Below are 14811 nucleotides of genomic sequence, written 5' to 3' on the forward strand. Positions count from 1 at the left end.
CCTTAGTTCACCGCGCATTTTTCGGCCATGACCGATATCCCGGTCGGCGTGGCCAGCTCGATACTACCTTCTATAAAAAAAGGAGATTCCGGCTCATCGTCTATTCGGAATGACTGCTGTCGCCCGGATACGATGATTTGCCAACCCTTCGCATACGCCGCATCGAGAATGGTCGTCACTTCCGCCAGGCTTTGCTGCAGGACAACATGCCCGACGAAGATTTTTTCTTCAATTTCGACATCGATCAACACATAGCACCGATCAACGCCGGGCATGGTCCCTTCGCTGATACCTGATGCGATGTCGTCTAACAGGACGACTCCCCCATCTTTAAACAAAAAGCTGGCATCACTCGTCATTGAGGCTGCTCCCCCGGTCGGCGGCCTGCTCGCTGGCTATGGCTCGGAGCCGAGACTCTACAGCCTTGGCGATGGCGCCGCCGTCCACGCCGGCGGCAGTTGTTGCGGTCACATAGACGTTGGCCGTGAAAGGCGAATTGATTTGTTGAGGCTCATGGACGACAAGCGGCTGCAGGATGTCATCCTTCGTCTTCCCTGGCATCGTCTCCGTGGATCCACCGAACCCGGCTTTCCTCGCGTTCTCCGCATCGGAGGTTCGGAAAACGGAGTCCACCTCGGCGCGCTGACGATCACTACCAGCTCTCAGCGGTTCCGCTTCGCCTGTATCCCGCGTCCGGTCCGCCTTATCTGCCTGTGCCGCCGCCTTCGTGCCGGGAAGCGGCGGCATATAGTTTTGCTTTGTTTCAGCGGGAGGGGTAGGCGCAACATTGTCATCCTTCGCCTTGCCGGGGAAGAACTCGGGGGTCTTGATGAGACCAGGGGTCCCGCTACGCCCGGTCTGCGCCTTACTGGCTCGAGTCGCCGCAGTCTCCGGCGGGGCCTTCGCATCGGTGCCTAGTCCGAAAACACCCTTAAGGGTATCGACAAGCCGCTTCGCCGGTGAAGTCTCGTAGCCATCCTTGTCCCTGAGAAACTCGAAGCCCAATGCTTTGTTGACGGTTTTCCCGCCATTATCCATGATCGCTTTGTTGCGCTCATCATCGGACTTTTTGTTTTCGGCGAGACGCTGTTGCCACTCCTCCTTAGTGGTTGGAACATCCTTGGAGATCTCATATGCGGCATAGGCGCCTAAGCCGACAAGGCCAAGCCGAACCGCGCCACGCATGCTTTTCGCAAACGCGGATCCATATGATGCCCCGGCGGCGGCGCCGGTCTCCGCTGCGGTTCCCGCCATCCCTGAGAACAGTTTCGAGAAGCCGGAGAAGGCGAGCCCAATCGCCGAAGCCGCGACGCCAATTACCGACACCCCCAACGTGGTGAACGCTGCCGCCAGAGAAAGAACAGCGGCGATCGTTGGCGCCAGGACCCAGAACCCGATAAGCGCCAGAGCGGCGTTAAGAGGCCCGCCTAGGAAATCGACGAACGGCTTCATTTTATCTACGACCGCTGAGATCCGGGCGCCCAGTTCGTCAAACTGTTCCCTGATCCGAGAAGTGGGGTCGAAGAGGTCGCGGATTACGGAGACAAGCCGACCCGACCACTCAAGTATTTTGCTCCGGATCAAACCGGTATTTGCGTCGAACCATGCATTGATGCCTTCGACAGCCTCTGAGAACACCGGCATGAGCTGTGCGCCTACGAAGGTCCCGAAGGCTTTCAGCCGCTTCCCCAGGGCCGTGCTGGCGTCGCCAAGCCGGTCCGCAGCGTTTGCGCCGTCTTGGGACCAAACGACACCGAGCCTCCTCGCCTCTTCACGTGTAGCTTTAATAGAAGGCGCGCCGTCAGCGAGGATCTTGCCAAGCTCGGCGCCGGCCTTCCCGAAGATTTTGAAGGCTGCAGAATTGCGCGACAAGGGGTCCTTGATCTTTGTGAGGGCTACAACGGTGTCATCAAGGATTTCGTCCGTCGATCGCATCTTGCCGTGGGCGTCCTTGACGTGGACGCCGAGGGATCGAAATGCCTGGCCGAGCTGCTTGTTGCCTTTCCCGGCCAAGGCCGCATTAATCCCCATCTTTGCTATGGCGTTGTCAAAGGTCTCGATTTGAACGCCTGCTTGATCCGCTACGTGGTGCCACTCGGACAAAGCCTCAGTGGACGTCCCGAGCTTTGCCGCCATGTCGTGAATTTCGGAACCGGCATCCGAAGCGGACTTCGCCAAACCCCACGCTCCCGCAACAGCACCAGCGCTACCAGCGCCGAGGACGCCAAATAGAGTAGCAAGACGCCCAGAGGTGCGCGCGATACCGTCGCCAAGACCTTGGAAGCTCCGGCCTAAATTATTGACCGACTTTCCGATGCGATCAAAGCTGATGCGCTTGCCAAAGGTTGATATCCTGGCGCTGATCCTCTGTATCGGTCCGGAGAGGCGATCTACTAGGCTGAGTCGCACTGTTGCGTCGGCGGTGATGCTCATTGGAACTGGACCTCGCTAACAGCCTGTCGGTCGGCACGAGCGTGCCAGCCGTCAAATATTTCGCCTGACTTAGAGGGGCGCCGCTTCGACACGTGCCTCTTTCGAAGAAAGACGCGGAAACCAAGGTGCGACGCCATACTGGAAAGCGATTTCAAGGTCGGCGACCGCTCACCACGAGTCCACGAGTAGAAGCTCGAAGTTGAAACGCCGGCTTCAGTATTGAACCGAGATGTCGGCAATCCGGCGTCCGAGATTAGGCTCTCGATATGAGGCCAAAGGTCGGGACTATCGGCAGTACAGAGGAAGGGAGCCCCCCCGCTTCGGCCGGAAGCCATGACGTCGAAGCCGAGCGTTTGTGACAGGGCAACCAGATTGGCAAGTTGTGGAGACCGCGCACCACTCTTCCAAACGTAGAATGAGGTTATGGAAATCCCGCTTTTGTCTTCCATGTCGCCGAGCGACATCCCGAGATCGACGCGGATCTGGTGAAGGAAGGTTAGGGCGGCGACCTGATCGGAAAGGTCGAGTTCTGTGGCTGTTTGCAAAGCGGAATCCTCATCGAGTACCGCTTCACCATGCCAAAATTTCGACCCGCCTAGTTATCGGATCCGGCAATATCCGGCCTCTAGGCCTTCCCACTTTCTGCGAAGTCAGTTGCAAGGGCGATGTACGTACCGGCTCCCTACAGGCGGCAGGGAAAGTGGCTCAGCAATACCGCTTGACGCGACCTAGCAGTATGACATTCTCCACTCTCGATTGGAGATACGCCGGCTTTCGCGAAGAGGAAATTTGATGACTGACAAAGTTAAATCGATCCAGAGCAGTAGACCTGTGACGGTGATACAAACCGAACCTGGTAGTCACAAAGTAGGCACTGCGCAGCCACTCACCACCGGCGAAGGCGCGGCTGCAAAACCACCGAAACGATGACCGCTGATTGCGAATTAGGCAGTAGATAAACGGAGTTTTTAATGGCAGACAAACCTAGAGGCATTACCGGTGATAGTGCGCGGCCCATAGCAGTTCGGCCTGGGTCGGGCAATGAAGGGGCATCAGCGCAACCGGCAACTACTGGATCAGGTGCTCCGTCGAAGCCACCTAAGCGATAGGCTCAGCAAGCTCAAATTCGCTATCCGGTAGCCGCCACGAAACATCAACGCGTTTGATTGACGTTCTCGGAATGTACGTCATGGTGACATCTGCAGAGTTGCCAGTAATTTCAAACGACTGCAGCTTGTTTTTTTCATTCCATCGACCGGTGACGTATATGCCTATACCGTCCTCGTTCATTAGTACCGGTGTCTTTGGCCGAGGCTTCATTATTGCGAAGTTTGCTTCCAGCACAATACCTGACTCCAGGAAAACTTGAACAACAGTCCACGGCGCCGGATTTTGCATTATCGACTGCCACACGGATGACTCATGGTCGTCTCGGTAGATGCCAGCCGAGTTCATTGCAGTGCTTGTCGTACGCTCGCCTAGTGATCGCCATAGAATTCCAAGCGCAACAGAAACTACGCATGTAAGAAAAACGGCTTCCGCAACCTGGACGGCTTCGTAAATCTCGATCTGCAATGGTGAGCGGTAAGAAAATAACCACGCCAGCGCTGATGAGATCGACCTGGCGACGACACCGAACGTGAGCACCTGAAGGAGGAAGTCTTCTGTCCGGTGAAGCCTACCCTTGCCAATTGTGGTGATTTTGTAAGCGAGGTAGCCTGCAACCAGAACGATCTGCAGTTCGTAAGGTAGCTTAAGCAATCCGTCCAAGTTTCACCCTCAGTTGCTATCCCACGGTATAAACCATGAGTGACAGTTTAGCCTAGCGTTTCAGGCCTTAGCCTCAAACCGACTTCCATCAGTGCTGGTCAAACGAGCTCGAACGTTCGCCCAATTGGTTTGGTGAAATAATCACATAGGCGGCGGCGCCCTGCTCTATCGGTTTCGGCAATTCAGAGTGCAAATCTTATATCTTTGCTTGAGGCGGCGTAAGATCAATGTGGCGGCTTAAGACGGTTGATCCTCCGGAGCAAAAATAAGAACCGGACGCAAGATATCGCCATGCAAACTGCATGTCGGATTGATCTCCGGTGCCATGGTGCACCGGATGACTTTAGCTTTCCCCCTGCTGTAACATTATGCATGGTGCATATAGGATATGCGCTACGGCTATTTCTGTCGCTAGCGAGAGCTTGCGCGGCCGCGCTCCCCGCACCCGGCTGGGGTGGCCGGAGTACCTTTGCTTTTCCTAAAGTAGCGACTGCGCCGCCTCGGCGGTGTGCTCCGCATAGTAAGCCATGCATCGCTTTTCGTAGGCGACGTCAGCGATGCCGCACTCTTCGGCCTGGCCTGCGGCCTTCAACGCTTCGAAGGTATCGCGGTCCATCTCGCGAGCATCGTGCCATCTGGGCACCGGCAGGAAGGGGAGAGCGCCAAGGTGATAGTACGTGTAGGCCATCGCCATGTCCTGATCCGTCAATTCGATATCATCCAGATCGTCGGCGGCGGCCTTAAAGGCTTCTCGCCAAAGCTGGCTGGCGCTCTTATGAATTGGCGTTTCAATCTCGGACATAGGTCTCTCCATGATGGGTGTGCCGACGCAGCCAGTAAGGGCTTAGCAGCAGCGTCGACACGCCGGGGGTTGACGGCCCCGGCATTCGTATTAGTCGGCCTCGAAGTTGAGCGGGCGCCCTGATGCCGCAGCTTTTATCGAGCGCTTCCACAAATCGCTGATGTAGGCCTTGCGATCTGCATCGTTCCTTGCGCCTGAGGTTGCTGGCTCTTTTACAGCGGGCGCGGTGCCAGAGGCGGGAGCGGCCTGGTCGCGCCGATGCTCCGGCAAAACGAATGTACGACCCGCGAGACGCTCGCTTTTTCGCTCCTGAGCGATGGCGGCATGAAGAGCGATGCGGCGCTTATTCTTTTCTTCCCAGTTGTCATCGCTCATGATCAAGCCCCCTTGTTGTTGCGAATTAGTTCTTCAACGCCAGGAAAGGTGTCCCACCCGAGACGTTCAGCTTTCGCTGCGATACGTCCCCGCTCCATAACTGTGGCGCGCGATGGTCCTCGGTCCAAGTGAGCAGGAGTTTGACGGCGACCACGTTTGGGCCGCCTGCTCTGTTCCTCTCGGAGAGTGCGGGCGATGATCATTGCCGCGACCAACGCGACGAATGCGCCGAATATAAAGTAAAGGATTTCAGACATTCTGGGCTCCAAGTGCCGACCTAGCGAACTCCAAGTCAATACGGGCTTCCCGAAGTCTCGTAAGCGCGACCGAGTGAATGGCATGGGCCGCAACGCATTTCTTCTGAACTCTGGTCGCCACCTTGACATCATCTGAGAAGTCTCGCCGGCGGAGATCGAGCGTTGCTATCCGAACATCGGCTTCGGCCCGTCGCAACGCGGCGATAGCCAAGTTGAATTCACGCCAACTCGCGGTTTTGAGGCGGACACTATCGGCGCGGTCCGCGATGAGAGAGGTCGCGGTCTGCATGTCAAAGCTCCGAATCCACTGCCAGCAGTGCTCTGGGATCCGCGAATTCACTCCGATTTACAATGATCCCGCTACCCTCGGCCTGCCGGGCGATCTTCTCGCGCGTCAGCTCCAAGGTGGCAATTTCATCTGTTAGACGCTTGGTCTCAAGCTCGCGCTCGGAGGAGGATAGCGGTTTGCCTACACCGGCTGCCTCGGCTACAGCATCGGCAACCATAGCGGCACGAATAACACTCCGAAAGCCGATCGCACACAACGCTCCGAGATTGCTTTCTCGCCGATGGAGCGCAGCACCGAGCCCGCAGCCGTCAAGATGCATACCAGGTGTCGCGAGGTTGCCAGGCGAGTAAAAGTTGCGAGCAGCGGCCTCCTCATTCGCAAGGAGGGAATCAACGCGCTGTTCGATTTCATCAACCGACAATGGCGCACGTTCGACGGCGGCACGCTTGTTTTGAGCTGCAACAATTTCGATATGGATTTGCTCAAGATCAGCACGGATCTCGGCATCGATATTGGCCTTGGTGGAGAAAAGGCCGGAGAGCTTATCGGCGAGGCTCGGTTTCTTCATTATCAAATCTCCATATCGTCAGATGATATGCCGTGGGCGAGTGCGAAGTTGCGAACAAGATCGCGAAGACGCGCGGCATGCTCCCATCGATCGTTGAGAATTTCGTATTCAGCTTCGAGGCGCCGCATCTGTCGCTCAACGCGGTCAATTTCCTCTTTGACAACTTTAATTTCATTGTGCGCGGCTGCGATGATCGTTCGCTCATGCTCATCTTCTAGCGCGGAGATTTCTGGATCCGTGGACCGAAGATACCCGGACCTTTGCTCGTTTCGAGATTCAGCGGTTTCTACTGGCGGGCGACCGATGGAATCTCGCCGCGCAATATCCTGCCTGATCCGCAACTGGCCAAGAACCTCCCCCAAGGCTCTGCGCTCTGTAGAATTGCGCATAAGGAGGGAGTGGGCGTTGTTGGCATCCGAAATGTATCGCCGGAGGCGAACAATATCGATATGGAAGATGGGTTGGGGCATGCCAGTCCTCTTTGGTGTGGACTTAGCAGTACAGCCATTTTTTGGGTCATGCGCGCATTCGAGTGACCCACTGTAAAGATCAACTTCGGAGATCGCGCCGGATAGTCTTGTCGCTTGGCATCTTCCCACCGTTCTCAACGATGATCTTTTTTAGTGTATGCTTCGGCTCTGAAAAATATTCGTTATCTACGTTGATCTTTATCGATATAGCCATCATCTCCGCTGCGATGCGCCGGTCTGACATTCCCGGTCGATAAAGCCGGTTTGCGAGATAGCGGATAAGCTCCCCTCGCTGGACGGCTCGTACAGAGACAACGGTAGGGTCGCGTTCGAGAAGGTGTTTTGCGCGGAGCAACAAAGCGCCAACACCAGGCGGGCATTCTGCCTCCACCAAGTTAAGAAGCCTGAGAGCTTGAATAACGTCCGCGTAAGCCGGGCTAGTCATTCGTTGATCCCGTGTCAGGGCTGAGCCATAAAAACTTTTCCATGTAAACGCCTCGTTATCTACTGTGTTGTTTTCATTGCGGATTCAATCTTATTTTACTTTTTGCTTTTTCTGTAAGGTTTTGCCCTGACACTCCGACACCGGAAGCTAAGAGCCTGAAAATAAGGAATGATCCGTGTCAGGGCTGAAATCCGTGTCAGAGCTGATATCCTGACACCAAACCGTGTCAGGACACGGTGTCAGGGCTGGAACTATCGTTTCTGACCTCAATCCCGATGTAACAGGACGCGCGTTTTTCTGATCGCGGTCCCGGCATGCGACCTGTGCTGATCTCTGAAAATGCGTTTTGCAGCGCCTCACCAAACCGGTTTTTTGCCGATGGCTTTAATCCAGCATCCGCGCACCACTCAATGTAGACGCGATACAAAGCATCCACCGGAGTACGTCGCTCCGAAACGATTTTACAGCAATCATTGACGAACTCTCGAACCGGGCTCGCCGAATTTTGTGACCTTCGAATCAACCGCGCACTCGAATCCGGAAACGCGAAGCGGCCGCGTGACATCAAGCGCTGCAATCCGACCATGGCCCATTTTGCGATCCCCTCAGCTTCGGCCCGGAGGTCATCATCTAACCGAGTGTCTTCCCGCCCCAGAAAACGAATGTTGAAGGCGAGCGGCGCGTAACGGTTGGCAAGTGCTCCGGAATCGTCGGGAAGCTTTGGTATCTCATTCACTGAGATCAAGACGCGCGCCGTCGCCGCCCCCCGCCAATCACCTATGTATTTGCGCCCTACCCTGATGGTATCTCCGCCCGAGACCTGTAGGAGGCGCTCAGTCATCGCCCCGGCATCGACCTTGTGATCGATGCGGAGATCGCCTGCGATAGCTAGGCGCTTGTCTACGGTGCCCGCAAACCCGAATTCCGAGCTGAAGGCGGCCGCGTTTACCGGCGTGTAACGCTGCTCGCCAAGCAAATGCTGTATCAGCCGGATCAACGTACCCTTGCCGGCGCGCGTCGGACCATGGAGCAGCACAATTTTTTGAAGGGAGCGGTCGCCGGATAGCATCCAGCCCAACAACTCCTGCAGATAGTTTCTCTCCCCCTGGTCGACGGGCCATAGACTTCGAGTGAAGCCGCCGAAGCGCTCCGGCGCGTAAGCCTTGCCTGTCCAATCCCAATCCGCGACGCCGATCGCCATGAAATCCGGGGTATGAGGGAGCAGCTCCGAGGTGAGCAGATTTAGGATGCCGTTTCGCACCGGAAGCAAGAAATCGGGATTTGGACCGGTGCCGCGCCAGGTGAAAGGCTCGATGTCATCTTCCACGGCGCATAGTCCACAAAGGACATCGATCGTCTGATTGACCATGGAGGAGTCGGGCTTCACCCTCGTAATCTTAACATCCTTGGTCTCCGCGTCGTAATTCGAGAATTTCTTCTCGTCGAAAAACTCGTAGACCCGCCGGCGGATCAAATGGATAGGAGTTTCCTGCCAATATGTGTCCCAGACCCACCATTGGCCTCGCCAGAACGCGATCATAGCCACCCCGTCGCGGCAGTTCTCCAAGAGCATCGCCCGAGCCCAATCGGTCGGGTCCTTCTTCGAGAGTTCGTCCACGCCAAAACCACGGCGCTTCTGTTTCAATCCCTCAAGATCAAACGCACGAATCCCGCGTCTGGTGACGTGGCCACCGGACAACGCGGCGAGGTAGTTTAACGATGGCGCCTCCTCTGCGGGAACCGAACGATCAAAAAGCGCCTCCGTATCGAGGGCATCGAGTTCGCGATTCATCGCGCGCCCTCCATCGCGCTTTTCTTCGCGATCCAATCCGCCAATCCGGCAACGGTCGAGGCGAGGTCTCGACCGCTTAAATGCGCGTGAAGACTGGTAAGACCTATGCCTGACACCTCCATGTCCGGCATGCCTGTGGAAGAGGTCCAGACGTCGCTAGGGTGGACGGTTATCGTGGTTGCATCGTCGGCCACCAAGAAGGTTTCGCCGGACCACTGCGCCAACCAACCCGCCCTTTTGGCGTGAGAGGCTAAAAAGCTGCGGCGACGCTGGTGTAAGGCTGCGTCGATCTCGTAGACCGGTGGCATTTCTGCGAGGCCGGCGGCTTGAGCATTGTCGTCTCGACCACCGTTTTCAATACAGTCAATGGCATCCTCAACGGCGTGTTTCCCGGCGATGACCTCGCCGTTAGCCAGGTACTCCAAAGCCTCAAGTAGACGCTCGCGCGCCCCTGCGGCGAACAGCCGAGAAGCGATGATACGCCCCAATGGCTGTTGACAATTCGGCGTTTTTGCCGTATGCATTTCGATATATCTCCAAAGAAACCCTCGCTGTGACTTGCCGGTCTTGCTAGCGGGGGTTTTTTGTTGTCTTGATCCTGCGATTGCTCAGAGTATTCAAACTCAAAGCCTCGGAGATGCCGCTGGACGCGCAACTGCACGCTTCCGGCGGCCGGTGATACCCGGTTGCGGTTCCGCCTGGCAGATCGGAAGGTCGGCAACATAAGCGTCGAAGTCGCCCTTCAACACCACAGTGCGGCCTCCGAATTTTCGAAATATGAGGTCTCCCGTAGAGCGGAGCTTGTAGAGTGTCGAAAGGGAAACCCCCGTTATTTCGATGATCTCGGGAAGGGTGTAAAACCGCTTCTGGTCGCTAATACCTACCTGCATTCTCTTCACTCCGGTTTCGATAAGTGAAGATGTGCACGCATTCGGAAAATTTGACAATTATCGGATATTGCAAACAAGCATTTGATATTTAAGACAAAACATCAGCGGATATCAGGTCTTATCGAGCACCCTCAACCCTTATCGACCGCTAATGAAAGATCAGCCGAAGAAGGAAACTGCAAAACGTTTTTCGCGGCCGGCGTCGTCAAGAAATTTTCCCAGTCACCCATCATTCCGCGCCGCTTCTCCAAGGCTGTTGAACGACGATACGCGTTTTCGATGGCGTCACCGACCTTGTGCGCCAGTGACTGCTCCGCAAGTTCACGGGGATATGTGGTGGCATCGCCGGCCCAATCTCGGAACGCGGACCGGAAGCCATGTACGGTGAGGTGTCCAACTTCAAGCGACCTCATTCTCATCGCCAAGGCCATGACTGAAAGCGGGCGACCCACCTTCGCGCCAGGGAAGATGTACGCGGACTGACGCCGCGCCGCGTCCTCGGGCGCGATCTCCGCCATTCGCTTGAGAATGGCCAGCGCTGTGTTGGATAGCGGCACCACGTGCGTCTTGCCCGCTTTCATGCGGACTCCGGGGATCGTCCATAGGCTGGTCTCAAAATCGATCTCAGACCAAATCGCTCCGAGGACCTCACCGGACCGACTCGCATTTAATATCAAGAACGCCAAGGCTTGCTGCGAGACACTATCGAGTTTTTGCACTCTCTGGAAAAACGTCGGCAATTCTTGCCACTTCATCGCGGCGTGATGTCCTCGCTGCAACTTTAGCCGCTTACCTAAGAGTGGCTCCAAATTCCCTTTCCACGTCGCCGGATTGAAAGGCCAGCGCTTCTTGTTCGCATCTACCGCGCGGGTCGCGTCTATGACACGCTCAATCCGCCCGCGAAGGCGAGCCGCTGTTTCAGCCTTTTCCCGCCAGATTGGTGACAAGATCTTAAGCACGTCCTCGGTCGTGACCTCATTCGTTGGAATATCGCGTATTGGTTCGCAGTAGACCTCAAGGGTTGATCGCCACTGCGCGGCGTGTTTGCGGTTGCGAAACTCGCCATCGATCGCCTTCAATAGACGGTCCGCTGCATCGCCGAAATTTGGCACACTCCGGACCTTTTCCTCTTCCTCGGCGATGCGGGCGGCGTCTTGTTTCTGCGCCAAAGGGTCAATGCCCTCAGCGAGCAGCTTGCGCGCACCGGCGGCAAGATCGCGGGCCTTCGAAAGGGTGACATCGCGCGCGGAGCCCAACCCCATCTCACGGGGCTTCCCTCGCCATTTGAATAGAAACACCCATCGGCGGCCACCATTGGCTGAGATGTTGAGATAGAGGCCGCCGCCGTCAGATAGGCGCCCGACCTCGACGGTATTCTTTACACCTTGCGCGGTGAGCTTGTGGATCTGTCTCGCCATTAAAAATCGTCCGCCATACTGTTTCTGCCCTACCTTCTGCCCTACCACAGATCGTGGAAGTGTGCGTAAGGAAAAAACAGACGAAACATAGCGGCGCAAAAATAAGCAATGATTACATATAATTAAAACATGAATTCACAAAATTTAGAAAACCCTCGGAAGCCGGTGTGGCGGACACCTCTTCCGCCACTTCGCCGATTGCAGGCTAAAGTGCGATATCGTGAGCCATTCACACCAGAAGAGTAGACATAGTGCTCATCATCGGCGGGCCCGCGCCGCGATTTCATCGATGTCAACTCAGAGGCGTTATCGAGATGGCTTGCCCCCTACCTTACACCCAATCGAGTAGTCCCGAGCGCGATCTGGCCAGTGCCGCCATTCGTTTTGCCCGTCCGATATCGCGTCGGCGACATCACCAAGCCGTCAATCAATGAGCTTCCGCATGCGCAGGGAGTTCAGATACTTCGGATCGGATTCCTCGAAGATCTCCTCACCCTCGGCCATGTAGGCGCGCAAGAGAGGGTCGGTGCTTTCCTCCTGGTGATCGAGATCGTAAAGGCAGGTGCCTATGCCCAGTTGGACAAAGCCGTTGGCATGGCCATCGCTGCTCGCTGCCGCCTGCTGGAAAGAGGAGAGCGCTGCCTCCATATCGCCTTGCTGCCTTTGGGCGTCCCCGATCGAAGCATAGAGCCAAAGCGCCGCATCCCATTTGTGGTGCGGCTCCGGCAGAAGACGGATAGCCGACTGCCAGCAAGCGATGGCACCTGTCTCATTGCCGCTATCCAGCAGGTCGTTGCCCTGCTCGGACAATTCCGTGACGCGCTCATGAATGTCGTCCGGCAGTTCTTCCTGTTCAACACTCATTCTGCAAAGCCTTGTCTATCGAGTTATCGGAGATCTCTGTGGCGGGCGACGAGAGGCAACCTGCCTCGTTATTGATACATACTCGACCAACGTCTCCGCTGCCATCGTCTTCACACTGTTGAGTGCGATCGCGCGTCAAACCAGAAATCCAAGCCCACGAAGCCTCCTCTCCAGCACGGCCATCGTCTCCTCCGGAGACTTTCCGAGGGTTTCAAGGCGGACCTCGGGGTTTTCCGGGGCTTCGTAAGGGGAATCGATGCCCGTGAAATTCTTGAGCATTCCATTCAGCGCCTTGGCATAAAGACCCTTGGGATCGCGGCGAGCACACTCTTCGAATGGCGTATCAACGAAAACCTCGACAAATTCGTCTGGCTGCAGCATCTCCCGCGCCATCTGTCGCTCTGCGTTAAGCGGAGAAAAAAACGCATTTCCGAAAAATAATTTTTGCACAGTTGTTGGGCTGACGGCGGAGATAGGTGGATATTGCGGTGGCAAAACGTGCCTGGATGTTCTGAAACGGGACAAGGTGTGCTTGATCGGCACAATTTCTTTCACAGTTCGGTCTGGCAGTCGCATTTTGGTACAATGGCGTAAAACCTATGGATATCAGTGGGATGCCGGCGTTGGGGGCTGCTTTCGGCTGTCACTTCGTCTTTTTCCATGTATTTCGATTTTCGTTCAAATTTGCTTCGATTTTTATTCGAGTTTTATTACTGTTTGTCTTTTGTTTTATTCTATTAAGTCCTTAATTTGACTACGTAATTTTGCGTGGGGTAAAAACGTCTGTGGCAATGTCGTCTCCATAACGGGGACGAAAAAAATGATAACATCCTTGCTGCGCAGAGCCGCCACGGCCGCCGTCATGACACTCAGCCTGATTGGCTTTGCAGAGGCGACACCGGCGACCATGGGGATTACCGGAAATGCTGCTCCGCCAATCGGCCACTACGAATTCTGCCGCGACAATCCGAGCGAGTGCGCCTATGCTGGCGGCGACGCCGGTCCTGCAATTCTCAGCGAAGACCGCTGGAAGACGATCCTCAAGATCAACTACACCGTCAACACGACGATCAAGCCGATGACCGACATGGAACTCTACGGCGTCGAGGAAAAATGGGCGATCCCCACCTGGGCCGGCGATTGCGAGGACTACGCGCTGCTGAAGCGCAAGGAGCTCATCGCTGCCGGGTTCTCGCCGTCGGACACGCTGATGACAGTGGTTCTGCAGCCTAACGGCGAAGGCCATGCCGTGCTGACAGTGCGCACCGACCATGGCGATTTCATCCTCGACAACATGCGCAACAAGGTCATGCTCTGGTCGGATACGGAATACACATATCTGAAGCGCGTTTCGGTCGAAAATCCATCACGCTGGGTGAAGATCCAGGATGGCCGTGCCGTTGCAGTCGGCAGCGTGAAATAAAGCCTTCGCATAAACCGGCCGCCAGCGCGTCGCTGTCGTCCGTCCAGCCCGGTCTGTCCCCGTACTCGTCATTGACCGGCGCTTCGAGCCGTTCCCGCTGTCCCGGGAACGGCTCTTCTTTGTTTCCAGCCAATGCAGCTGGTGATTAACTCGACGTTAACCATGATGGCGCCAACTGGGTCGTATCAAGACTCATTCGTATTGTTGCCGGGGCATACAGCGGCCGGCGGAGAAACGAAGGCAAGATCATGGCCGCCTCCCCGCCTACCAGTACGGTTGATAACCACCTACCGCTTGTGAGCGGCGTCGTCGCATTGCGATTTTTTTTGCTGCTGGCGTTGCTGGTCTTGCTGACGATCGCCATAGCCGTGGGTGGACGCTGGATCGGCCGAAGGATTTCGCTCGCAGGCCACACCACCAGCACGCAGACCTTTGCGATCACCATCGGCGAAGACAGCTTGCGGCTGGCTGCAAACACCATCCGCTTCCCGAGCGAACGCGTCGATGGCGTCACCGAGCGTGTCGATCTCTACCTGACCTTTCCTGAAATACAGGGGTATAGCGATGCCAACAGTCAGAATTTCAACGATATTTCCCGCTCGTCCTCGCTGGTCTTCCTGCAGCTGACGCAAGGGACGATGTCACGCGACATGTCCGGACGGCTAGAGCCGATCTATGCGCATCTGATTGAGGGCGCCCCATTTCCGGGCCCGAACGGACTGACGGCTCATCGGCTTCGGTCCGATGCCGGATATGCCGGCGAGACCCTGCTGACAGCACCGCGGCTCGGCAAGCCGGACTATGTCGTCCGCTGTCTGCTGCCGTCTTCGCCTGATAAAGCCACCAGCGCAGATTGCCAGAGGGACGTCAAAATCGGTAACGATCTCAGTCTTCTCTACCGTTTCTCCAGCCGCCTTTTGGGCGACTGGGATCATATTGATGCCGCACTTCAGCAGTTTGTGGAAATGCGTTTGACCCAATCCGCAACACCAACGGCTGCGCTTCCCTGAGACGT

16 protein-coding genes and 1 pseudogene are annotated in these 14811 nt (G+C 56.1%); 2 read left to right on the forward strand and 15 right to left on the reverse strand.

What is annotated here, in order from left to right; genetic code table 11:
• Positions 1–2 precede the first annotated feature (2 nt).
• From PR017_RS07075 to PR017_RS07145, 15 genes and pseudogenes are all read right to left on the reverse strand, one after another.
• Positions 3–359, reverse strand: a complete 357-nt coding sequence (locus PR017_RS07075) for a hypothetical protein (RefSeq protein WP_111221964.1) — start codon at positions 357–359, stop codon at positions 3–5.
• Positions 349–2433, reverse strand: coding sequence for a phage tail tape measure protein (locus PR017_RS07080; RefSeq protein ID WP_111221963.1), 2085 nt, complete (start codon positions 2431–2433; stop codon positions 349–351). The genes PR017_RS07075 and PR017_RS07080 overlap by 11 nt, the downstream gene beginning before the upstream one ends.
• A 1098-nt stretch (positions 2434–3531) precedes the next feature.
• Positions 3532–4203, reverse strand: coding sequence for a hypothetical protein (locus PR017_RS07085; protein ID WP_133255651.1), 672 nt, complete (start codon positions 4201–4203; stop codon positions 3532–3534).
• Positions 4204–4681: 478 nt separating this feature from the next.
• The gene (locus PR017_RS07090; protein WP_111221960.1) at positions 4682–5005 is read right to left on the reverse strand and encodes a hypothetical protein; all 324 of its coding nucleotides are present in this window, start codon (positions 5003–5005) and stop codon (positions 4682–4684) included.
• Positions 5006–5095: 90 nt separating this feature from the next.
• Positions 5096–5380: a hypothetical protein gene (locus PR017_RS07095; RefSeq protein WP_111221959.1), complete on the reverse strand. Its 285-nt coding sequence runs from the start codon at positions 5378–5380 to the stop codon at positions 5096–5098.
• A 249-nt stretch (positions 5381–5629) separates the two neighbouring features.
• On the reverse strand, positions 5630–5926 hold the full coding sequence (locus PR017_RS07100; protein WP_111221957.1) for a hypothetical protein: 297 nt from the start codon (positions 5924–5926) through the stop codon (positions 5630–5632).
• 1 nt (position 5927) lies between these two features.
• Entirely contained in the window at positions 5928–6494 is a 567-nt protein-coding gene (locus tag PR017_RS07105; RefSeq protein WP_111221956.1) for a hypothetical protein, read from the reverse strand.
• Between the two features lie 2 nt (positions 6495–6496).
• Positions 6497–6964, reverse strand: a complete 468-nt coding sequence (locus tag PR017_RS07110) for a hypothetical protein (protein WP_133255650.1) — start codon at positions 6962–6964, stop codon at positions 6497–6499.
• 79 nt (positions 6965–7043) lie between these two features.
• Positions 7044–7409 carry a hypothetical protein gene (locus PR017_RS07115; protein ID WP_111221954.1) on the reverse strand — a complete coding sequence of 122 codons (366 nt, stop codon included), beginning with the start codon at positions 7407–7409 and terminating at the stop codon, positions 7044–7046.
• A 226-nt stretch (positions 7410–7635) separates the two neighbouring features.
• Positions 7636–9201 (reverse strand): DNA primase family protein, encoded by a 1566-nt coding sequence (locus PR017_RS07120; protein ID WP_111221953.1) that lies wholly within the window; start codon positions 9199–9201, stop codon positions 7636–7638.
• Complete coding sequence (locus PR017_RS07125) at positions 9198–9725, reverse strand: hypothetical protein (RefSeq protein WP_111221952.1); 528 nt, start codon at positions 9723–9725, stop codon at positions 9198–9200. Before PR017_RS07125 ends, PR017_RS07120 begins: the two co-directional genes overlap by 4 nt.
• 99 nt (positions 9726–9824) lie before the next feature.
• Positions 9825–10091, reverse strand: coding sequence for a helix-turn-helix transcriptional regulator (locus tag PR017_RS07130; protein ID WP_111221951.1), 267 nt, complete (start codon positions 10089–10091; stop codon positions 9825–9827).
• Positions 10092–10222: 131 nt separating this feature from the next.
• Positions 10223–11509 (reverse strand): tyrosine-type recombinase/integrase, encoded by a 1287-nt coding sequence (locus PR017_RS07135; RefSeq protein WP_111221950.1) that lies wholly within the window; start codon positions 11507–11509, stop codon positions 10223–10225.
• Positions 11510–11932: 423 nt separating this feature from the next.
• The gene (locus PR017_RS07140; RefSeq protein ID WP_111221949.1) at positions 11933–12373 is read right to left on the reverse strand and encodes a tetratricopeptide repeat protein; all 441 of its coding nucleotides are present in this window, start codon (positions 12371–12373) and stop codon (positions 11933–11935) included.
• Between the two features lie 135 nt (positions 12374–12508).
• A pseudogene (locus PR017_RS07145) lies at positions 12509–12799 on the reverse strand (adenylyl-sulfate kinase); the annotation flags it as partial.
• A 436-nt stretch (positions 12800–13235) separates the two neighbouring features.
• On the opposite strand from PR017_RS07145, the gene PR017_RS07150 reads away from it, so the two are divergent.
• Together PR017_RS07150 and PR017_RS07155 are read left to right on the forward strand one after the other, a co-directional pair.
• Entirely contained in the window at positions 13236–13796 is a 561-nt protein-coding gene (locus PR017_RS07150) for a transglutaminase-like cysteine peptidase (protein WP_374108282.1), read from the forward strand.
• A gap of 248 nt (positions 13797–14044) precedes the next feature.
• On the forward strand, positions 14045–14806 hold the full coding sequence (locus PR017_RS07155; RefSeq protein ID WP_111221946.1) for a hypothetical protein: 762 nt from the start codon (positions 14045–14047) through the stop codon (positions 14804–14806).
• Positions 14807–14811 lie beyond the last annotated feature (5 nt).

Source organism: Rhizobium tumorigenes, assembly GCF_003240565.2.
Lineage (GTDB): Bacteria > Pseudomonadota > Alphaproteobacteria > Rhizobiales > Rhizobiaceae > Rhizobium > Rhizobium tumorigenes.